General features: G+C 48.7%; 17 protein-coding genes and 1 pseudogene. 3 read left to right on the forward strand and 15 right to left on the reverse strand.

What is annotated here, in order from left to right:
- Nucleotides 1-50 precede the first annotated feature (50 nt).
- From GUA98_RS15635 to GUA98_RS15665, 7 genes are all read right to left on the reverse strand, one after another.
- Nucleotides 51-845 (reverse strand): ABC transporter ATP-binding protein, encoded by a 795-nt coding sequence (locus tag GUA98_RS15635; protein ID WP_095290912.1) that lies wholly within the window; start codon nucleotides 843-845, stop codon nucleotides 51-53.
- Between the two features lie 2 nt (nucleotides 846-847).
- A complete protein-coding gene (locus GUA98_RS15640; RefSeq protein WP_415753033.1) occupies nucleotides 848-1708 on the reverse strand; it encodes an ABC transporter permease in 861 nt (286 codons plus the stop codon).
- 149 nt (nucleotides 1709-1857) lie between these two features.
- Complete coding sequence (locus GUA98_RS15645; protein ID WP_193723663.1) at nucleotides 1858-2913, reverse strand: ABC transporter substrate-binding protein; 1056 nt, start codon at nucleotides 2911-2913, stop codon at nucleotides 1858-1860.
- Nucleotides 2914-3239: 326 nt separating this feature from the next.
- Nucleotides 3240-4046, reverse strand: a complete 807-nt coding sequence (locus GUA98_RS15650; RefSeq protein ID WP_321573883.1) for an aminoglycoside phosphotransferase family protein — start codon at nucleotides 4044-4046, stop codon at nucleotides 3240-3242.
- Between the two features lie 70 nt (nucleotides 4047-4116).
- On the reverse strand, nucleotides 4117-4689 hold the full coding sequence (locus tag GUA98_RS15655; protein ID WP_153980329.1) for a TetR/AcrR family transcriptional regulator: 573 nt from the start codon (nucleotides 4687-4689) through the stop codon (nucleotides 4117-4119).
- Nucleotides 4690-4924: 235 nt separating this feature from the next.
- Nucleotides 4925-5563: a helix-turn-helix transcriptional regulator gene (locus GUA98_RS15660; RefSeq protein ID WP_095291272.1), complete on the reverse strand. Its 639-nt coding sequence runs from the start codon at nucleotides 5561-5563 to the stop codon at nucleotides 4925-4927.
- A 21-nt stretch (nucleotides 5564-5584) separates the two neighbouring features.
- Entirely contained in the window at nucleotides 5585-6472 is an 888-nt protein-coding gene (locus GUA98_RS15665; RefSeq protein ID WP_153980330.1) for a rhodanese-related sulfurtransferase, read from the reverse strand.
- A 431-nt stretch (nucleotides 6473-6903) separates the two neighbouring features.
- Between GUA98_RS15665 and GUA98_RS15670 the strand changes: the two genes are divergently transcribed.
- Entirely contained in the window at nucleotides 6904-7845 is a 942-nt protein-coding gene (locus tag GUA98_RS15670; RefSeq protein WP_227779685.1) for a tail fiber protein, read from the forward strand.
- An 11-nt stretch (nucleotides 7846-7856) separates the two neighbouring features.
- Nucleotides 7857-10301, forward strand: a complete 2445-nt coding sequence (locus tag GUA98_RS15675; RefSeq protein WP_265333594.1) for an InlB B-repeat-containing protein — start codon at nucleotides 7857-7859, stop codon at nucleotides 10299-10301.
- A gap of 96 nt (nucleotides 10302-10397) precedes the next feature.
- Here GUA98_RS15675 and GUA98_RS15680 read toward each other — a convergent pair whose 3' ends face one another.
- The 3 genes from GUA98_RS15680 to GUA98_RS15690 form a co-directional block, all read right to left on the reverse strand.
- The gene (locus GUA98_RS15680) at nucleotides 10398-11822 is read right to left on the reverse strand and encodes a YfcC family protein (protein WP_227779686.1); all 1425 of its coding nucleotides are present in this window, start codon (nucleotides 11820-11822) and stop codon (nucleotides 10398-10400) included.
- A gap of 4 nt (nucleotides 11823-11826) precedes the next feature.
- Complete coding sequence (locus GUA98_RS15685) at nucleotides 11827-13020, reverse strand: M20 family metallopeptidase (RefSeq protein ID WP_193723668.1); 1194 nt, start codon at nucleotides 13018-13020, stop codon at nucleotides 11827-11829.
- Nucleotides 13021-13389: 369 nt separating this feature from the next.
- Nucleotides 13390-14304: a LysR family transcriptional regulator gene (locus GUA98_RS15690; RefSeq protein WP_193723669.1), complete on the reverse strand. Its 915-nt coding sequence runs from the start codon at nucleotides 14302-14304 to the stop codon at nucleotides 13390-13392.
- A 119-nt stretch (nucleotides 14305-14423) separates the two neighbouring features.
- Here GUA98_RS15690 and GUA98_RS15695 point away from each other — a divergent pair.
- Nucleotides 14424-14601: pseudogene (locus tag GUA98_RS15695) on the forward strand (DUF5360 family protein); the annotation flags it as partial.
- 44 nt (nucleotides 14602-14645) lie between these two features.
- Here the strand turns inward: GUA98_RS15695 and GUA98_RS15700 are convergent.
- The 5 genes from GUA98_RS15700 to GUA98_RS15720 all read right to left on the reverse strand — a co-directional run bounded on the left by GUA98_RS15700 (nucleotide 14646) and on the right by GUA98_RS15720 (nucleotide 20724).
- Entirely contained in the window at nucleotides 14646-15752 is a 1107-nt protein-coding gene (locus GUA98_RS15700; RefSeq protein ID WP_193723670.1) for a DUF5050 domain-containing protein, read from the reverse strand.
- A 59-nt stretch (nucleotides 15753-15811) separates the two neighbouring features.
- Nucleotides 15812-17317: a sensor histidine kinase gene (locus GUA98_RS15705; protein WP_153980332.1), complete on the reverse strand. Its 1506-nt coding sequence runs from the start codon at nucleotides 17315-17317 to the stop codon at nucleotides 15812-15814.
- On the reverse strand, nucleotides 17314-18024 hold the full coding sequence (locus GUA98_RS15710; RefSeq protein WP_193723671.1) for a response regulator transcription factor: 711 nt from the start codon (nucleotides 18022-18024) through the stop codon (nucleotides 17314-17316). The genes GUA98_RS15705 and GUA98_RS15710 overlap by 4 nt, the downstream gene beginning before the upstream one ends.
- Before the next feature lie 232 nt (nucleotides 18025-18256).
- Nucleotides 18257-19153, reverse strand: a complete 897-nt coding sequence (locus tag GUA98_RS15715; RefSeq protein WP_415753028.1) for a helix-turn-helix transcriptional regulator — start codon at nucleotides 19151-19153, stop codon at nucleotides 18257-18259.
- 161 nt (nucleotides 19154-19314) lie between these two features.
- The gene (locus GUA98_RS15720; RefSeq protein ID WP_095290892.1) at nucleotides 19315-20724 is read right to left on the reverse strand and encodes an MATE family efflux transporter; all 1410 of its coding nucleotides are present in this window, start codon (nucleotides 20722-20724) and stop codon (nucleotides 19315-19317) included.
- Between the last annotated feature and the right edge of the window lie 204 nt (nucleotides 20725-20928).

Raw genomic sequence — 20928 nt, forward strand, 5'->3', positions numbered from 1 at the left:
GCGGGTACGCAAAAGGTTTTCTGTATAATACGCCCAGCGTATGGACTGGCTTAGCCAAGTACCACGCGGTCATCTGCCATCTTTTTGCCGCTGATGCGCTCGAATTCGCCCAGCAGCTCAGGTACGGTCAATGTGCGCTTGCGCTCTTCACTGACGTCCAGAATGATTCTGCCCTTATCCATCATGATCAGACGGTTACCGAGACGAATCGCCTGCTCCATATTATGAGTTACCATCAGGGTCGTTAGTTTCATCTCACGGACCAGCGTTTCGGTCAGCTCGGTAATCAATTCGGCACGTGAAGGGTCAAGTGCCGCCGTATGTTCATCAAGCAGCAGAATCTGCGGCTGGGTAAAGGTTGCCATCAGAAGGCTGAGTGCCTGGCGCTCCCCGCCAGAGAGAAGACCCACTTTGGCATTGGGACGCTTATCGAGTCCAATCCCCAGCTTCTGCAGCTGGGCGTTGAAAATCTCCCGTCTTGCCCGGGTAACCCCGAAGCCAAGGCCACGTCCTTTACCGCGTTTATACGCCATCGCCATGTTTTCTTCAATGGACATATGCGGGGCCGTTCCTGCCATCGGATCCTGGAACACCCGGCCGATCCAGCTGCTGCGCTTATGCTCAGGCAGGTTTTTAATGGACCGGTCATTAATCAGCACATCACCCATATCCGGCTTCATTACACCAGATATGATATTCATCAACGTCGATTTTCCTGCACCATTACTGCCGATGACCGTTACAAAATCCCCCGGATTCATCGTCAGATTCACGCCAACCAGTGCGGTCTTCTCGTCTGTCGTTCCCGGATTAAACAGCTTCGTCACATGTGAAATCTCCAGCATGATCACATGCCTCCCTTCGCTTGTTGGCCCGTGGATCGCATGAGCTCTTCCGTTCGTTTGCGAGCAAGGCTCTTCTGCTTCATCGAACGCTGCATGGTTGGGAAGACAAGAGCAATAATGACGATTACCGCGGTAATCAGCTTCAGATCAGAGGTATCGAACCATTCGACCTGAAGTGCAAGCGCAACGACAATCCGGTAAATAATCGAACCGACCACAGCAGCGAGCGTTGCCCAGAATACCGTTCTTGCACCCAGGATGGCTTCTCCGATAATAACGGAGGCCAATCCGATCACGATCATACCAATCCCCATCGTAATGTCTGCGAAGCCTGATTGCTGGGCAATAAATGCCCCGGACAAGGCCACCAGTCCGTTGGACAAGCTGACGCCGACGATGGTCGTTACATCGGTATTGGCACCAAAGCTACGGATCATGCGTTTGTTGTCGCCTGTGGCGCGCAATGCCAGTCCAATATCGGTTTTCATGAACAGGTCCAGCATGATTTTAAATACCAGTACAACAATGATGATCAGCACCATGACATGCTCGCCCGAGAATGGATTATCCATTCCCATAATGGATTTATTCGGCGCACCAAGAATGCGCATATTAATGGAATAGAGGGCGATCATCATCAGAATCCCGGATAACAATCCATTGATTTTGCCTTTGGTATGCAGCAGACCGGTACAGGCTCCAGCTATCATTCCTCCAGCCATTGCCGCCAAACAGGCGAGCCAAGGAGAAAAGTCATTGGAGATCATAACCGCCGCGATTGCGCCTCCTGTTGTAAAACTTCCGTCTACGGTAAGATCGGGAAAATCGAGAATCCGGAACGTAATAAATACACCAAGGGCCATGAGGGCATATAACAGACCGAGCTCGATTGCCCCTTCGATTGAATTCCAACTTATACTCACGCTACTTCCTCCCTGTCTATCGAAAAGAATGAGGCGAACCCACTGCACGTCCGCCTCGCATCCGTACTGCCGGTTGTTATCCGGTCAGATTATTGAATAATGTTGTTATCCTGGTCCTGCACTTCCGCCTTCATCTCGTCGGTAACGGTGATGCCTTGAGCTTCAGCTGCTTTAAGATTCAGGATCAGATCAAGCTTGTCCGGAACGGTTACTTTCATATCGCCAGGCTTCGAACCATTCTTCAGAATATCCGCGGCCATTTCGCCCACTTGATATCCATGGTCATAGTATTTAAAACCTACGGTAGCAAAAGCACCTTTTTCAACCGTATCCCGGTCACTGGAGAAGAACGGAATCTTGTTGCTGTTTGCTGTCTGGATGATCGTATCCACTGCACTGACAACCGAGTTGTCGAGTGTGATGTAGAAGGCATCCACTTTGCCTACCAGAGAGTCTGTTGCCTGTTTAACTTCAGATGTATTCGTAACTGGAGCTTTGACCAGCTTGATTCCGTGTGTTGCCAGCGCTTTTTCGGCATTGTCTGCCATGACAACGGCATTCGGTTCGCCTTCGTTAATGACCAAACCTACCGTTTTTACGTCCGTCATGTATTTCGCGATAAAATCAGCCAGCTGCACAATTGCCTCCGGATTCGTATCCGATGCACCAGTGACATTGCCGCCTGGCTTGTCCAGGTCACCAACCAGCTTGGCACCCAGCGGGTCCGTTACTGCTGCGAAGAGCAATGGCTTTTCTTTGACCTGCTGAGCCAGTGCCAGTGCAGATGGGGTAGCAATCCCGAGCACCAGGTCATTCTTTGAGTCGCCTGCGATTTTTTGGGCAATGGACAGGTTGTTGGTTGAATCGCCTTGTGCATTGTTGTAGTCAATGGTCAGGTTTTTGTTTTCTTCTATTCCCGCTTCCTTCAGTGCCGCAATAAATCCTTCACGTGTTGCATCCAGGGATGGATGTTCCACAATTTGCGAGATGGCAATGCGGTAGGATTTTTCTGCAGTACCTTCGCTTGCTGGAGTACCGGATCCTTCGGATTCCGTACCCGTACCTGTGCTGCTGTTATTTCCGCAACCTGCGGCTACAATCATTGAGGCAACCATCATCAGTGACATCCAGAATTTCTTTTTCATGTGAGAACCCCTCTCCATCTTCTAAATGTGTTGCCCATCTCTCATCCTAGTGACACGATAGGGCGGGACAAAGCGAACGCTTCAACGCATTGTTGCTTTTATCGACAAAAGCAGACAAACATAGACATTCCTCATGCGACTGAAGTCCATGACTCGTATTGGTCATTTTGTGTTTCTCTAATATTAAGGTGCGACTTCTTTCCCGTCAATGGTTGTACCGCTTCCAATTTGGTTTATTCCTTAATCGTGATAGAAAACATTACACAAAATAAAAAAACCATCCGCGATATTGCTGCCGATGGCGCCTTTATCATATTTAAATTTGCCTAACAAATGTGGAGCCTTCTTCTAATCTCGTTGATAAGCAAACGCTTTTCCTCTTCGGAGATACCATCCGCAACCAGCTTGCGTGCTGCCACAGGAAGGATCCAAGGTTCAACATCTGCATAACGGATGCCAGATAACCTCTCGTACTCTTCCATAAACAAGTTAATGCAGGTTTCCCTTGTAGCATCAAGAAGAACACCGGCTTCACTCGGCAAATGTGGGGGTAAGATCGCATATCGGATCATAATTACATATTCAGCCAAATCAGCTTCCGGATTTCCTGTAGAAGCATTGTTCCAGTCAATAATGACTGCGTCGTTATCCCTAACCAGTATATTACCTGGATTTGGGTCTCCGTGACATAGCTGCTGCTTGATGGGTAAGCCATCCAGCTCGGCGATAACGGCTGCCTTCTCCGCATCTGTTAGATATTGTGCTCTATTAATATCATTCTTTATATTTTCTTGCTGACTTGGCATTTTGGCCACTGCATGAGAGTGAATCTGATGAAACAGTTTTGCCGTGATCTTGGCTTCTATATAGTCCTTCATAATATCAATGGGTTGCTGTGTTCTGGATTGCTCTACTGCTCTTTCCACAAATCTCTTTATAATGGGATCGCCATAAATCCGTTCAAATACAATACCCGACCGTCCTTCAACGACCACCAAATCATAGGGGCGCGGAACGGGAAGCCCACAGGCCCAAGCAGTTTGACAGTGGTGCAGTTCAGCCTGTAAAGCAGCCGGAATGGTATTAGGCTTAGCCAATTTGATAATCTTGCTTCCATCTTCCCATTCAAACACTTCAGCGCATCCGCCTTCTCCAATTTTATTACCGATCCCCTGGACCACTTTGCACACTCCCTATTCGGATTTAATAAGTGAGACCTTCTTTATGCAGTAACATCTCATACATTTCCCGGATCATCTCTATGGCTTCATCCATGTCCAACTCTAGGGTGTGAGAGTTCAGTAACGTTCCAATGCCGATTAGATAAATTGTCAGTTTTAGAAAAATACGTTTGAGTTGCTCGTAGGAAATATCCTGCAATCGCTTGCTGTATCGCATATAAGATGTGGTTAGTTCTTCACCCAGAAACTGATCGGTATGTGGATTGTATTGCCGATAACCTGATAAATACAAAGCTCTAAACAGCTGTTTCTCGTTTTGAGCAAAATACAGAAAACCGATGGTTAGGTTCAGAGCAGGAGAATTATCACTATTCTTATAATCCATCATGCAATGGCGAGCAAATTCGGCAGCTTTGTTATACACGCTTGATTTCAGCTCTTCAATGTTGTTGTAGAGGCTATAGATTGGTTGGGTAGAGCATTGAAGCGTCTGAGCGACGTTTCTCGCAGTAACCGCCTCCAATCCTTGCTCCCGCACAAGCTGAAATGCGGCAGATAATACTTTTTCCTGCGTGATCTCGGATCTTGGTGGCATTATTTCTCCCTCCATAATAATAACAACTGTTATATAACGTATGTTATTATCGTGAGTTCGATGTGTCAAGCGTACATGTAGGTTAATATTTCTCCTAAATAAAATCAACTGATAAAACCTAACCGGATGTTAAGTGAATCATAAAGTGTATTCAGTCATCATAGTAACGTTTTTACGTCTTATCTAACAAAAAAGGAGACTGCTTCGAATGATCGAAACAATCTCCATACGTTCATCAATTTCCCGCGGCTTCGCGAATCTGGTATGTGCATTTTTTGCCGCCTTCAGCATAGCATTCCGTGCGCTCGACATCTGCCTGCAGCAAGGAACGGAAAAGATCCAATTCACAGCGGCAAGCCTGACGATATACGCTCGCTACCTGTACAATCGGACAGTTCAGCTCAGTCAGCACATAAGAACCGTCTTCTTCTCTCGACGCGTCGGCCATGTAGCCATTAGCATTCTGTATTCGTGCCAATTCCTCCACACGCCCGGCCAGATCCTGGCCCTCCATCTGTGGCAATTTGCTCCGAAGCAGCTTGTCGCGCCGACTCTCGAACAACGTGTCTACAATGCCTTCACCGGCAGACTCCGTCAGTTCTTCCAACAATTCAAGCGTAAGCGATGGATAGGATTTTGGAAAAAAACCATCTCCGCGTGCGGTCAAATGGTACACCGAAGATGGACGTCCAGCTGTGGCCCGAGCCTCCCGGACTTCAATGAGTCCATCCTGCTCCAGTGCCGTCAGGTGACGGCGAATCGCCATGCCGGTCAGTTCAAGTTCGGCCGTCATTTCTCTTGCGGTCATCGTGCCCTGCCGCTTCAGCATGAACAAAATCCGTTCACGCGTCGTCATTTCGTCTTCACGCTTCACGTGCAGCACCTGCTCTCCTGCTTATGCGTGTACCGGTGCTGCCTCCCGGCAGGCATCCGAGCAAAAGCGGTTATGCGTCTCTTCGCAATCCTCACAGCACACATGCTGCAGGTTGCAGGTTGGACAATTAATATATCGGTCATGTGTCGTTCCACAGTGATAACAGCTGGCAATAACGATATCCTCATCTGTCCGGTTAATCGGTACGGAGATCCGTTCGTCGAATACGTAGCACTTACCATCGAACAGACGACCTTGTACCTCAGGGTCCTTACCGTAGGTTACGATGCCACCTTCCAGCTGCGCCACGTCCTGGAATCCCTCTTTGATCATGAAACCGGTCAGCTTCTCGCAGCGAATGCCGCCAGTACAGTAGGTAATGATCTTTTTGTCCTTCATGTCGCCCAGGTTCTCCCGGATCCACTCCGGAAACTCGCGGAACGACTCAACGTCCGGACGAATGGCTCCGCGGAAATGACCAATTTCGTATTCGTAGTCATTGCGGCCATCGATGACGATAACGTCATCACGCTGCAAATGCTCGTGGAACTCTTTTGGCGAGAGACGTTTGCCGCTAGTCACGTTCGGGTCCAGATCTTCGTCCACACGGAAGGTTACGAGCTCCGCTTTGTGACGAACGAATATTTTTTTGAACGCATGCTCTTCCACGTCATCAATCTTGAACACCATATCGCTGAACAGCGGATTGGCATGCATGTCCTTCATGTATTGCTCCGTCTGCTCCGGCGTGCCGGATACCGTACCATTAATACCTTCCGATGCAATCAGAATACGGCCTTTTACACCCAGGTCCTTGCAGTATTGCAGATGTTCTTGAGTAAATGTCTCGGGGTCTTCAATCTTCACGAACTTATAATATAAAAGCACGCGGTACGCGCTGTTACACATGTGTATCACCTGTTCCTATTCCATGTTGATATTGGCCGGATCATCCGACAAGCCTACAACGTTGCAACCTTGCTCATTAAAAAGAAAATAAACAGCCGCCCGAAACATCGTCTCGAACTGCTGCCCAACATACGACTTTTATTCCTGCACTCTAGTTTATCGGAATCGGAAGGGCTTAGTCAATATAAATGTATAGAAAGGGATGAAAGTTATGGAACATTTCAACCATAATTGAGGTGTCTCTGGAAGATATCAAAATTTATTTCAAATTTGAATTAAAATCATATTCATTTTTGCCTTCGTATCCAGTACACTATGCTCATCATTATATGGCTTACCACTGTAAATCACGAAAGTGCAGTGGATGGGGATAAGCATAACGTGAACTTATTTATGAGGAAAATGGGGATGAGATTGTGAGTTTACCTTTATTGAAGAAAGTAAGTATCATCTGGTTGGTATTCCTGATTGGGCTGAGTGGTCTGTGGAATAACTCCGGTATTTTCGAACGGGCACAGGCAGCGGGAGCAGAGCCTTACCTTGGGGAGATCCGATTATTTCCCTACAGCGCAATACCTCGGGGCTGGATGCCAGCTAGAGGGCAATCAATGTCAGTCACTCAAAATACCGCTCTTTACTCTCTCCTCGGGCTTAATTTTGGCGGAGATGGAAGAACAACCTTTTCCTTACCCAATCTATCAGGCTCTGCACCTGACGGCATGGGCTATTACATAGCCATAAACGGGATATATCCTTCTCGTGATGAGAGCATCTATAGTGCGGTGCCATCCGTTCTCGGAGAGGTTCGCATTTTTCCATACAGGTTTACCCCACCAGGATTTCTAGCTACCAATGGTCAAGAGGTCTCCAATTCCACATACAGCGGTTTATATGAGATGATCGGCACGACGTATGGCGGAGATGGGAGTACCACATTTAAACTTCCTAACATGCCTAAAATGAACGATATCATTTTCTATGCCATTTCTACTGATCCCACGCTAAAGGCCGAGAATGGAACAGGTAACGAGTATATAGGCGAGATCATTCCCATGCTGGTTAGCCTCCCGACAAACCGCTGGATACCGGCAAACGGATTAACACTGCCCATCAACCAAAATCAGGTCTTATTTAGTCTACTCGGCACCAAATTCGGGGGGGATGGTCAGGTTAATTTTAATGTACCTAATCTCAACAGCAGCCAGTCTGCTTTGGTTTATTATGTTGCTAACACAGGTGTTTTCCCGACCTTAGAAGGCGGGGAGCTCCCGGAAGCCATTGAAGACAACTATATTACTAACCAAAACACCCCTTTGATTATTTCAGCACCAGCGTGTTATCCAACGATAGAGCAGCTTCTACCGCTATATTGAGAAGTGGGCCGATGCACGGATTAGTCGTCATGAATTCTAACGGCTCGTTTACGTATACTCCGATGACTGATTATGTTGGAACTGACAGTTTCACTTATAGTGCTTATAACGAATGGGGTGAAAGTATACCTGTGGCAGTTACCCTGACGATTGAGCAAACTACAGCTCCAGTTATTAGCAACGTAACTGAAGGCGGAATGTATAACCAAGCGGTCACACCTAGATTTAACAGTGGAACCGCGCTGCTAAATGGTGCTCCATTTACAAGTGGCACTACAGTCACGGCAGATGGAGATTACACTCTGGAAGTCACCAATAGCATTGGTACAACAACGATTCACTTTACGGTGGATACTCATCCTCCTATTGTTGCAGGCGTTACCCAAAACGGCGTCTATACCATTAGTCCAGTCATCACTTTTAATGAAGGTACAGCGACGTTGAGTGGCTTCCCATTTAATAGTGGAGATACCGTCCAGACCGAAGGAGAACATGTATTGATTGTCACGGATCGTGCAGACAATACAACAACCGTTCGTTTCAGCTTTCATGCGCCGCGGACCATTCATTTTGACAGTAATGGCGGTTCCGAGGTCCCTGAACAAAACGTGAATTACGGAGACAAAACGAATAAACCTGATGATCCAACCAAAGCAGGACACACCTTCGCTGGATGGTTCACCGATTCAGGTTTAAGTCAGGCTTTTGACTTTGACAACACCCCTGTAACTGGCGATCTTACCCTGTATGCAAAATGGTCGATTAACTCCTACACCGTTAACTTCAACTCTAACGGCGGTACGGCGGTCGATGACCAGTCTATTCCATATAATGAATTGGCGGCAGCTCCGGCTGATCCAACCAAAGTGGGACACACTTTTGCTGGATGGTTCACCGACTCAGGTTTGAGCCAGGCTTTTGATTTTGACAACACACCTGTAACCGGGGATATCACCCTATATGCAAAATGGTCGATTAATTCCTACACCGTTAACTTCGACTCTAACGGCGGTACGGCTGTTGATGACCAGTCTATTCCATATAATGAATTGGCGGGAGCTCCGGATGATCCAACCAAAGATGGGCACACTTTTGCTGGATGGTTCACCGATTCAGGTTTGAGTCAGGCTTTTGATTTTGACAACACACCTGTAACTACCGATCTTACCTTGTATGCAAAATGGACTGCTGACAAGTACACCATCTCCTTCGATACTCTTGGTGGATCTGCCGTAGATGATGTATCGGTTGAGCACGGGAGTAAGCTCACAGCTCCGGCTTCACCAAGCCGTTCAGGCTATACGTTTAGTGGATGGTACGTCGATGCTGAGTTGAAGACACCGTTCGACTTTGATCAAACGGAGATGACCGCCGAGCTTACTTTATATGCGAAATGGAACGTGATTCCTTCTCCACCATCAGGCGGCAATGGCAATAACAGCGGTGGTTCCGGCAGCCAGAACAGTAACGGATCGAGCAATAATTCCTCGTCATCCAGCTCGGCGAACTCATCAACAAACGGACGTTTAACGCTGGCACCGGGGCAGGCCGGTCAAGTAAGTTTGGGAAATGGCGTCACATTAACGATCCCTGCCGGGGCAATGAATCAGGAGCTGAAGATCACCATTGACCCGGTTGAAGGTACTTCCGATCTGCTGACCAACCAAACCCAACTGCTCAGCCCGGTATATGAACTACTCAAGAATGTGACTCAGAATTTCGACAAACCCGTAACCTTGAAGATGGCCTTCGACAGATCGAGCTTGCGTAGCAATCAGCGGGCTGAACTATTTTATTTTGATGAACAAGATAAGAAATGGCTTTCTGCTGGAGAATCCTCTATGGATGGGAATCTGATCCAAGTCGACGTAAATCATTTCACCAAATTTGCTGTATTCGCGGTGGATCAGCCTAACGCCCCAGTAGAAGTCACATTACACGATATAAACGGTCACTGGGCGGAAGAGCTCATTCAGCAGGCTGTTAGTGATGGCATCGTGAAGGGATATGTGGATGGATCGTTTAAACCAAATGCATCCGTTACTCGTGCCGAGTTCACAGTGATGCTGATGAATGCACTGCACACCGATTATGCAGAAGCACCTTTATCATTCACCGACCGCTCAAACATAGGCGCCTGGGCACAGTCTGCCGTAGCCCGTGCCGTGCAGGCCGGATTCATTCAGGGGGACTCGAGCGGTTCCTTCCGTCCGAATGATGCCGTAACCCGTGCAGAAATGGCCGTGATGGTAGCGAATGCCCTGCAATTGAAGGCAGAATCCGGAACCAGCTCAACCTTTGCCGATAACGAACAGATTCCTGTATGGGCGAGAGCAGCGGTTGCTGGAATACAGCAGTCCGGGCTGTTGAATGGTAAGGGATTGAACACCTTTGCGCCAAGAGACAACACGACGCGTGCCGAAGCAGTGAAGCTGCTGATGAGTATGCCAAATTAAAGTTCCATAAATAAAGCCTGTGTTCTGGCGGTAGCCCATCTGAACTGTATAAACAGTTGGAGAGGAGCTGCCTCAGAACACAGGCTCTTTATTTTATCAGGAATACTGAATGGCACTCGCGATTAGCATGAAGATGATCCCCAGTGCTATCCACATTACCATGAGAGGCCAGAAAAATTTAACCCACTTTTGATACGGAATACCCGATACGGCGAGGCTGCCCATTAACGCGGAGGATGTTGGCAGTATCATGTTGGTGAAACCATCACCGAACTGGAATGCCAACACGGCAGTCTGACGGGTAATGCCGAGCAGATCGGATAGCGGAACCATGATCGGCATCGTTGTCACCGCCATGCCTGTACCCGATGTAATGAAGACATTCATGATATTTTGGAAGAAGTACATGCCCAGTACTTGAACTGAGGACGGAAGTTCACTCACTGCAGTAGACATTCCGTACACAACCGAATCGATAACATTCCCCTGATCCAGAACAACCATAATACCTCTGGCCAGACCAATGATAAACGCTCCGTACGCAATACCACTTGCCCCTTTAACAAATTCACTCGCAATTCGGCTCGGTCCGAACCCGGAAACCAGTCCGGAAATGACGCCCATGCTCAGGAAAAGGGCCGCAAGCTCCTCCATCCACCAGCCTTCCGTCGATACGCCCCAGATCAACATGGCAAACCCGGCAACAATCGTAATGATCGTAAGGATATGTGTAATGCGAATGGTTGGCAGCTTGTTCAGATCCACGGCTGGTGCATCCGCTGCCTGCTCCATCTCAAGCTCGGGAACCAGCCCTCGAGTCGGGTCAGATTTCACCCGCGAAGCATAGCGCATGATATAGATACTCGTCATAGCAATCAAGCATACCAGGATGATCGCACGGAGCCACATGCCGGAGAAAATCGGAACTTCGGCAATGGCCTGGGCCAGGCCAACATTGAACGGATTCAGCAGTCCAGCGGTGAAACCACATGAGGCTCCCAGCGAGATCATCGCTGTACCGGTAAGTGCGTCATATCCCAGTGCCCGGGCAATAGCGATACCAATAGGTACGAAAACCATGACCTCTGTAGACATGCCCATTGTAAACCCACCAACAGAGAATAAGGTGATAAACACAGGAATGACCCACAATCCCTTGTTGGCAAACGAACGCGCTACCCGGCCTGTCAGCGCCTCAATCGTACCCGTGCTTGTAATGATCTGAAATGCCCCGCCAATAATGAAAATAAAGAATACGACGTCAGCGGAATCAACCAGCCCGCGAACGATAGATTTGGGAATATCCCACAGGCTCGTCGGATTGGCCTCCACATGATGATATGAACCCGGAACGAGCAGAGATTTGCCTGTGGCCTCATCCTTCACCCGGTCGAATTCCCCTGCGGGAATAATGTACGTCAGTACGGTAGCAACCAATACCAGAATAAACAAGATGACGAAGGTATGCGGCATCTTAAACCATTTGCGTGGTTGTTGTGGTGGTTTTGTTATATTTTCCAATTGATCATCCCTCGTCCTTCTGTTGTTTCCACTCTTCAAATTCATTCCGCACCTGCTGCAAAGCAGCTCTGTCCGCATACAGATCGTACGCTGTCAGTGCAAGCGCCTTGGCTGCAAGATTCAGCTCAATCATGCCTTCTTCCGCTCCGGCAAGCCGGGCAAACTCAGGGGTATGGGTCGTGGCATCTCCCAACCGGATGTATGGATGAATCGCTGCGGTTACCTGGCTCACATTGCCAATATCCGATGAACCCACTCCACCTGTCTGCGGCGGATCATGCACCTCAATGCCCATGTCCTCCAGATTCTGTTGAAACAGGCTTGCCAGCGCCTTGTTGTTATTGCGCTCGGCATAGATCAGCCCTTCCGAAATATCCACCGTGGCACCAACTCCCTCGGCAGCATGACGCACGACGCGGTACACTTTATCCATAACCGTCTTCAGTTCCTCAACTGTTTTGGCCCGGATAATGTACACCGCCTCTGCCAGCTCAGGCACAACGTTTGGTGCATCTCCACCCTTGGTGATAATCCCGTTTACCCGGACGTCATCCTTCAAATAGGGGCGAAGCGAGTTAATGCCCGCATAGGCATTTACCAGTGCATCCAGCGCACTGATTCCCTTTTCGGGAGAAGAAGCTGCATGGGCCTGTTTGCCATGAAACGTAAAGGTTGCGTCCACACAAGCCAGCGCTCCCCGAAGTACCATCGTTTTTTGCTGCGGATGGCACATCATGACAGCATCGATCCCGTCAAATACACCATCATTTGCCATGATAATCTTGCCGCCGCCCTCTTCCTCCGCTGGAGTACCAAGAACAATGATTCGCCCAGGCAGTTCAGGAAAAGCCTTCTTAAGAGCCATGGCGGCACCTACTGCCGAAGTGCCGATCAGATTATGTCCGCAGGCATGTCCAATACGAGGCAAAGCATCATATTCGGCCAGCAGAGCGATGGTAGGCCCATCTGCTTGGCCTTCCCATACAGCTCGAAACGAAGTCGGAAGTCCGGAAATCCCCTTTTCTACCTGAAATCCGGCCGCTTCAAGTGGTTCTGTTAACCACTGCTGTGCTTGAACTTCCCCGAAACTAAGCTCAGGATTGGCATGAATACGAAGGGACAGCTCCCGCAGCTGAGGGTCCAGCTGATCCACAATGTCCTTGATGTTCTGCTTCATATGAGCATGGTCATGATTCATGAATGCTTACCACCTTTCTCCGAACAACATATGATATATTCAATTCTACTGAATAAATATACAGTGTGATTTTCATATATTGTATGTGTGGCCATGCCATTAGTAAATTCAAAAAAATTAAGGAAAGACCCATAAAAAATTTTATGGGCCTGGATTATTTACATATGGATATCATGATGTGTAAGCGTAGACGGAATATTTCAACATCCATATGGAGCTGTTTGATGAGCAATCCAGCCGTATCCATATCCCTTTAAAACCAGAACTTACGTAATCCCCATATCATGCCAACCTGCAAGAGACGCCGTTCAACCCCACATCCACCCGAATAATTATGCATATATATATCATGCACTTTCCACCTGAGTTTTAAATATTATCTATACACGTATCAGCCTGAGTCCTATCCGATCTCATCAAACCGATAAAGCGCTCTGCTGTAGCTTGCTGCAGCACACTTTTTTTATAAACCAGCCATGTATTACGTCTCACGCCCTGACCGTCAAGACGAATGAGCTCCTGCTGGTGAAGCCCGTCCGCATCTGTAACGAAGATGCCCGGAATAATTGCATAACCAAGGCCATACCGCACCATTTCCTTGCAGGTCTCATAGCTGTCCACCCGCATCGCCACCGTAGGTGAGCGGTCATAACGTTCATACCACCAGGAGGCTACCGCCTCACGAAACGGAGTTGTAGCCGTTCCACCTGCTTTGGTTACAGGTTCCTGGAAGGCAATCTGCGGAAGCTCGGGGAGTTCATCCAGATGAATGGGATCCCGGGAGACAATACAGACCGCTTCATCGTGCAGCAAATGTTTGCAATCATACCAGGAATGATCTCCCCGGATCACGCCCACTTGAATTTCATCACGTGTCAGCAATTCAATAACCTCAACACTTAGTGCGCAGGTAACGGCAAACTTCACTTCTGGATACTGCTCCTGAAATTGTTTTAATAAAGGCGGGAGCTTATACAAGGAGTAATGATTGGCGATCCCCAGGCGCAGCGTTCCCTTGACTTCATTGCGAATATTCGAGAGCTGCTCTTTGACCAGGTGGAGGTCACGCAGCATTTTCCGGGCATAGATCGCTAGATGTTCACCTTCCGGTGTAAATTTGGCCCCCTTCAACGTCTTGTCGATGAGCGGTACGCCAAACTCTTTTTCCAGCTGCTGCAATCGGTAAGTCAAGGCCGGCTGAGTCATAAACATGCGCTCCGCAGCACGGGTCAGACTGCTCTCTTCAGATACGCTTAGCAGTAAACGGCAGTCCTTTTCATCCATGGCACACTTCCCCCTTCACTTCTCGTCTCTTCAGTATAACTTACCGCAGCATTAAAGAAGTCCTCTTCTTGACACAAAGAAAACCGGGCTCGCAGTACTTATGGGTATTTTTTATCTAATTAGTTTTGAGGTCATGTCGGGCTCCAAGCGATTGCGTTCTGGTCATTTCGTGGAGAGCTCGATTGGGGCTGGTGGGTTCCTAACCTCTACTTGTTGATCTATCCGTTATTTTATATACCGAGGCTTCTCCGTAAGGAACAGCCCACTTCCACCTTTTCAAAAAGTACAATTACATAAGAAAAAGCCTGAATCCCACTGGGGAACAGGCTCTTTGGGTTTAATTACTCCGAAATCGTAATAACCGAAGTGACAAAGTGATACGATTCATTCTGCAAAACTGCTTGAGACAGCAGAATCTTGTTGCCCTCCGGGCTCCAGTCGAGTGGATCGGAGATGTCGTCCATATCGGCCGAGATCTGGAATTGCTCTGCTGATTCCGTATTGGAGACGAACAGCCCCTTCTCATCATCACTCTCCGAGTTAATCGTGTACGCGATCTTGGAATCATCCCCGGACCAACTGGTCCCGAAGATCTGGGTGCCCCTGGCGAGCGTCGCCTTCTCGTTGCCTTCCAGATCGGTAAGCACCAGCGCCCGTTTCGTATCCGCTGTTTTTTTCACAATGGCCAGCCTGGTTCCATCATTGGATGGAATGACCCACTCCACGCTCTTCAATACCTGCTTCACGTCACCTGTAGTTGTATCATAGGCATTCAATTGTCCGTCTTCACCGGTAATATAGTAGATCATACTGCCCGAAACCCTGACGCTGCGCACGTTGAAGTTGCCGGTCTCCACCAACACCTTGGTTGTTCCATCAATACTGGCTGAGACGAGGTCTCCCTTCATATTCGGAAAGACAACATGCTCATTATCCAGCCATGCGCCTTCCTGAACGAAACCATCTTCCTCACCCGCATTCACCGACTCCCCGTTGTGCAAATTCAGAAAGAAACCTTTGCCTGTCGATTCCTCCGGCTCCCGGTAGAACAGGTACTGCCCATCTGGTGAGACAATCGGCGAGCTCAAGCTGACTTCGCTCTCCTTGAGCGGTGTATCAGTTCCTTTCGACAGATCGTACATATATAAGTTATGCGGATATCTCTCCTGGCCCTCAACCGTGACGGGTTTCATCGATGTGTTCTCTTTGTCCGATACGATCCAGTCATCACTTAGCCAGGCCACGCCGCGCATATTGGGCAATTTATCAATTTTCTCGAGTTTGAAGCTCTGATACACCGATGTATTGGTATTGTCTTTTACCGTGATATCCGTGCCCGTTTTCCCACTTTGTGTGTTGCCTCCCGGCTCCGTCGTCCCCCCGCAAGCTGCTGCAGACAACAGAGCTAACGCTCCCAATGTACTGAGTGCCGCCTGTTTCCAATTCATCATGGTCCCCCCTGCTTTCTATGCTATAGACCAAGCATACACATACCATACTTCCAAAGTTATTCAAACTTGTTTCCAACTTGTAAACTTGAATTGGCGAGCGGGAGAACAAGCTGGAACGTTGTTCCTTCCTCATTCTTCAGGTCACCCTGCAGCAGGGTGATCGTTCCGCCCTGTCTCTCTACAAATTGCTTCACGAGTGACAGACCTAGTCCGGTTCCACCCGTCCTTCTCGCCCGGTCCTTGTTGACTGTATAAAAAGGTTCAAATATCTTCTCTCTTGCCTCTTCCGGAATCGGCAGACCCGAGTTGAAAATGCGAATCACCGCTTCACGCGTCTGTGGCCGCTGCTCGCTCTGTACGCGAATGACACCGCCAGGCACATTATACTTGATTGCATTATCGAGCAGATTGATGAAGATATGCATAAGGCTTTCCCGATCGCTACGGATAACGGCAGGCTGAATGTCCAGCTCCATTTGAAGCGCAAACTTTTCAGCTTTGCCTCGCATGCGTCCGCATGCGTCCTCCAGCAGCGCACCAACCTCCACATCCTCCGCCTGGTTCTCAAAATCATATTTCTCCAATGCCGATAAATGCAGCACCTTCTCGACCATCTCATATAACCGTTCCGTTTCCTTGCCAATGTTGCTGGAGGCATCCTCCAGCAGCTGAGGGTCATCCCGATACATATCGAGCAGTTCCACATAGGCCTTGATAGAGGTTAGTGGCGTTTTGAATTCATGGCTGATGTTGCCGATGTATTGTTTCTGCTGCTGCTCCAGTGCCTGCAACTTCTCAATCGCCAGCTGGAGCTTCTGCTGCTCTGCATGCATGTCTGTAATATTTTGCTGAATGGACGTGCTCATGTAATAAATGCCTTGCCCCAGTTCGCCCAGTTCATCTTTGCGTTTAACAGGAGATTCGGTGATATACTCGCCTTCCCGAATGGAATCCGCTGATTTCTTCAGCTTGGTGATCGCAACCGCGAACCGATTATAGAACAGGTACCCGAGAATAAAGCTCAATACCACGACGGCAATTCCCGCCCATAGGAACAACTGTAAAATGCGTGCATAGAACTCATGGTAGCTCTGGACCGAGTACTGCATCCATATCGCACCCATCTGGCCATCCGGACCATCCAGCGGTGCCGCATAGAGCAGCGTGTCCCCCTGTTCACGGTAGGCGATTTTATTTTGCAGAGCATAGTTCAGCGTCTCCTGGATCTCCAGACTCTCACCCGGTGTAATGGACGAGCCTACCTGTGTCCCATTCATGTCATAGAGCGCAATGGGCAGACCTGTCGAGTTCGCCAGTTCCTGGGCCAGCCTGCGTCCATTTTGCTTCAAAAAGGCATCCGTCTCCAGCCGTATGGCTTCCGTATAGTAGGCCTGACGCACATTCAGATTGACCAGACGCGTCTGCTGCGACAGAATGCCCTCGATCTGTGACTGCTGGTTGCGTTCAATCCCTCGCAGGACGAGGGAACTGAGCACCACAACGGTCAAGATGAGCAATGCCGCCAGAAACACGCTGAATTTCAGCTTGATGCTGACCCTCATGCCGAACCGCCCGGTTCAGGAGCTGATGCCTTATAGCCAATACCGTACACCGTCTGCAGCTTTTGCTGATCCGTATCACCGATTTTTTTGCGCAGACGCTGAATATGTATATCCACTGTGCGTGTGCCTCCTGCGTATTCCATGCCCCACACCCGATCCAGCAGATCATCACGGGTGTACACCCGCTCCGGATTGGACATCAGGATCGTGAGCAGGTCGAACTCCTTGGGCGTCAGTTCCAGCTTTTCTTCCTTCACTGTCACCGTCCGGTGAGCCACATGAATGCGCAAGTCTCCATTAACGATGGCCTGATTCTTCTGCTCGTCTGGCGGTGGACTGCTCTTCTCCACCCGGCGCATAAGCGCCTTCACCCGGGCGAGCAGCTCGCGAATCTCGAACGGCTTGGTCATGTAATCATCGGCACCCATCTCCAGGCCAACGATTTTGTCCACGATGTCATTTTTCACGGTCAGCAAAATAATGCCGATATCCTCACGGTCCTCCAGTCTGCGGCATACGCCGTATCCATCGAGCCTTGGCATCATGACATCCAGAATCATGACTTGCGGATGGAATGACGCCACCTTGACCAGTGCCTCCTCGCCATCATTTGCTGTCTCTACTTCATATCCTTCGCGCCGGAGCGCATAAGCAATGGCACTGACGATGCTTGACTCGTCATCGACCACAAGCACTTTTTTAGTCATCGGATTCATCCTCTTTATAGATTCTTAAGTTCTTTATTCCTGGATCTATGTTAACAAGGTCTGGCCGGATAATCCATGGAGGACGATATGATTTATAAAACAAGCCGTATTCTCTAAGCTTGGACTTCGCTCCACTTTTTTTATACCCGTACAAGGCAAAAAGACCTCACCTGGAAACGGATCGGCCTTCGTCTTTTACCATGTTAAGTTTACAAGCATGCGAACGATCAAACTATTCTTCAAACGACAAGTTCATCGGCTCGTCCGACATCTCAACTTCTGTCTCCATATGGGTTAAGGGTGTATTCAGATCCACTTCCTCGAAGCGGAAGCTGTCCACCCAGACCTTGCCCTTACCGTTCAGGATCACGCCAAACGAGATGACTGCGCTCTCTGCGGGAACATCCAGCACAATGCTGTATTGATTCCAGGGCTGTGTTCCCGTAATCGGCCTGTCATGCATATTATCAAACTGCAGCACGTCCTGGACATGATTATCCACTCGCATCCATAATCCGCAGAATGCGTCCACACGATCGGTTTTGACAAAGCCGGACAGCTTCATTCGTTTCCCTACATACTTGTCTGCACGAAATTGCTGCATCATCGTGGCAAACTCATTCGGCTCCATGGGTGTTACAGCCTTCAGATACCCCGAGGCCTTCCCATGATGGACTTCGGCAGGATCAATGCCCATTTCATAATTTTGCGGGTGGCTTCCGGTTAACATCCAGCCTTTGATTGCAGTTGCAGAATTCATCTGTACTTCTCCTCCTCTGGTTTTTCCGGTAAATAGTTTCAGATCAAATACCTTGCGAAAACGACCGGGCGGCATGCCATACATTTTGCGAAAGGCCCGGGTGAATGCTTCCTGACTTTCAAAGCCGCAGGCAAGAGAAATATCCAAAATGCCTGCATCCGTGGAGCGCAGCGCGGTCGAAGCCAAGCTCATCCGGCGATGACGAATGTAATCGATAACGGTCATGCCCACCTCATCCCGGAATACCCGGTGATAGTGATACGGCGATAACAAAGCCTCTGACGCCACCTCTTCCAGTCCGATCTCCTCATGCAAATGTGCCTCAATATAGAACAAGCTGTGCTGAATCATCTCCTGATAACGGCTCAAGTGGAGATTAACCCCCTTCCATATCCTTACTATACGTGTTCGCCAAGCAGCCGTTTTGATCATTTTTGCGGAAAATATAAAAAGAAGAGCCGGATCAGGGACAACGATGTCCTTGACCGACTCTTTTCTTGAGAGCTGTATATCCAATAGTGGAAAACGAATCAGACTGCCGGGACTGGCTCTGCACCAACCTCGTCCTCATCATGCTCCACCAGTTCATGTTTCTCCCACGCCCGGCTCTTCCAGCGGAAGTACATAATGACCGCACGTGTCCATTCGTCTGCTGCAATGGCAAGCCATACACCTGCCAGACCCAGATCAAGCTGGAACACCAGCAGATATCCGAGAGGCAGGCTCATGCATACCATCGAGATCAGCCCCATATATACCGGGAACTTGGCATCCCCTGCCGCACGCAGGGAACCGATAATGACAATATTGCAGGTACGCCCGGTTTCAAGCAACAGACTAAGCAGGAGTACCTGCGCGCCCAGCTTAATAATCTCCGGGTTTTCCGTAAAGATGCTCATTAATGGTACGCGGAAGATAATAATGATCACGTCAATAATAACGGTGGCCAGAAGGGCCCATTTTACACTGTCGAATACCCGTTTGTATGCCTCATCTTTGCGGCGTGCCCCCACGAGACGACCGACAATGATGGATGTTCCCATGCCGATCGCCATGCTGAACAGATAAATATAGCTGGAGATATTGCCTGCATATTGCTTGGTTGCCATGGCTTCCGCACCAAGATAGGTCACGTACAACGTAAATATGAGTTGGCAGGAATGATACACCATGGATTCCATCGCAGACGGAATGCCGATACGCAGAATTTTGCCGATAAAATTCTTGGACAATTTAATGTAATAACCGAATTCGACCCGAACCTCACTCACACGGTACAACAGCCAGAAGAAGATCAGCAGGCAGATGAAACGGCTTCCCACCGTCGAGATCGCTGCCCCTTCCACACCCAGCTTGGGCAGGCCGAAATGTCCAAAGATCAGGGCATAGTTACCAATCACGTGGATGACGTTCATAAACACGGATACGTACATCGTTTCCTTGGTATACCCGTGTGTACGAATGGTTGCAGCCAGCGCATTGATGAGTGCCTGCAGGAAAATCCCGCCTCCGACAATGCTTATATACGAACGGGCGTAATCATAGATTTCGCCTTGAATATTCAGAAGTGTCAGTAAATGTCCACCAAACACCAGAAAAATAACACTCAGGATCAGCCCAACCATAAGGTTCAGCGTAATCGCATTCCCTGTAACCTGTGCTGCTTCACTCAGTTTTTTGGAACCTATATATTGGGCTACGACAATCGCAGCACCATGTCCGATGACTTCGAGTACAAGAATGGCAATCGAGATAATCTGGTTGGCTGCGCCCACCCCGGAGACTGCATTATCCGATACCGAACTAAGCATGAGCGTATCTACGCTCCCCATCAACATAAACAAGAAGAGTTCCAGGAAAATCGGCCAGGTCAGCCGAATCAGCTTCAGATCCTTGGCATCTGAACGGAGGGACTCTTTGGTCGAGGATATTGCTGTCATTTTCTCACCTTTCTAACGTGGGCTTGATTTCATAGGGTATGTTAGCACAGGTAATTTGAAAATGCAGTAGTTTTGCGAAAATAATTGAAAGAATTTTGAAATGTAAGAAATAGGCATTTATTTGTTTCATAAAACCTGTCTTGCAGTCACTGCCACATTGCTCTGTAGACATGCCGAGACATCACAAAACCCTTCTATTAAACG

The sequence above is a fragment of the Paenibacillus sp. P13VS genome (genome assembly GCF_015143645.1).
In the GTDB taxonomy this organism is placed as follows: Bacteria; Bacillota; Bacilli; order Paenibacillales; family Paenibacillaceae; genus Paenibacillus; species Paenibacillus xylanilyticus_A.

Excerpts from the sequence above, each read along its gene's own strand:
- GUA98_RS15635 (WP_095290912.1), bottom strand. The coding sequence starts at position 845 with ATGCTGGAGATTTCACATGTGACGAAGCTGTTTAATCCGGGAACGACA.
- GUA98_RS15640 (WP_415753033.1), bottom strand. The coding sequence starts at position 1,708 with ATGGCCCTTGGTGTATTTATTACGTTCCGGATTCTCGATTTTCCCGAT.
- GUA98_RS15645 (WP_193723663.1), bottom strand. The coding sequence starts at position 2,913 with ATGAAAAAGAAATTCTGGATGTCACTGATGATGGTTGCCTCAATGATT.
- GUA98_RS15655 (WP_153980329.1), bottom strand. The coding sequence starts at position 4,689 with ATGCCACCAAGATCCGAGATCACGCAGGAAAAAGTATTATCTGCCGCA.
- GUA98_RS15665 (WP_153980330.1), bottom strand. The coding sequence starts at position 6,472 with ATGTGTAACAGCGCGTACCGCGTGCTTTTATATTATAAGTTCGTGAAG.
- GUA98_RS15675 (WP_265333594.1), top strand. The coding sequence starts at position 7,857 with ATGCACGGATTAGTCGTCATGAATTCTAACGGCTCGTTTACGTATACT.
- GUA98_RS15685 (WP_193723668.1), bottom strand. The coding sequence starts at position 13,020 with ATGAATCATGACCATGCTCATATGAAGCAGAACATCAAGGACATTGTG.
- GUA98_RS15690 (WP_193723669.1), bottom strand. The coding sequence starts at position 14,304 with ATGGATGAAAAGGACTGCCGTTTACTGCTAAGCGTATCTGAAGAGAGC.
- GUA98_RS15700 (WP_193723670.1), bottom strand. The coding sequence starts at position 15,752 with ATGAATTGGAAACAGGCGGCACTCAGTACATTGGGAGCGTTAGCTCTG.
- GUA98_RS15705 (WP_153980332.1), bottom strand. The coding sequence starts at position 17,317 with ATGAGGGTCAGCATCAAGCTGAAATTCAGCGTGTTTCTGGCGGCATTG.
- GUA98_RS15710 (WP_193723671.1), bottom strand. The coding sequence starts at position 18,024 with ATGACTAAAAAAGTGCTTGTGGTCGATGACGAGTCAAGCATCGTCAGT.
- GUA98_RS15720 (WP_095290892.1), bottom strand. The coding sequence starts at position 20,724 with ATGACAGCAATATCCTCGACCAAAGAGTCCCTCCGTTCAGATGCCAAG.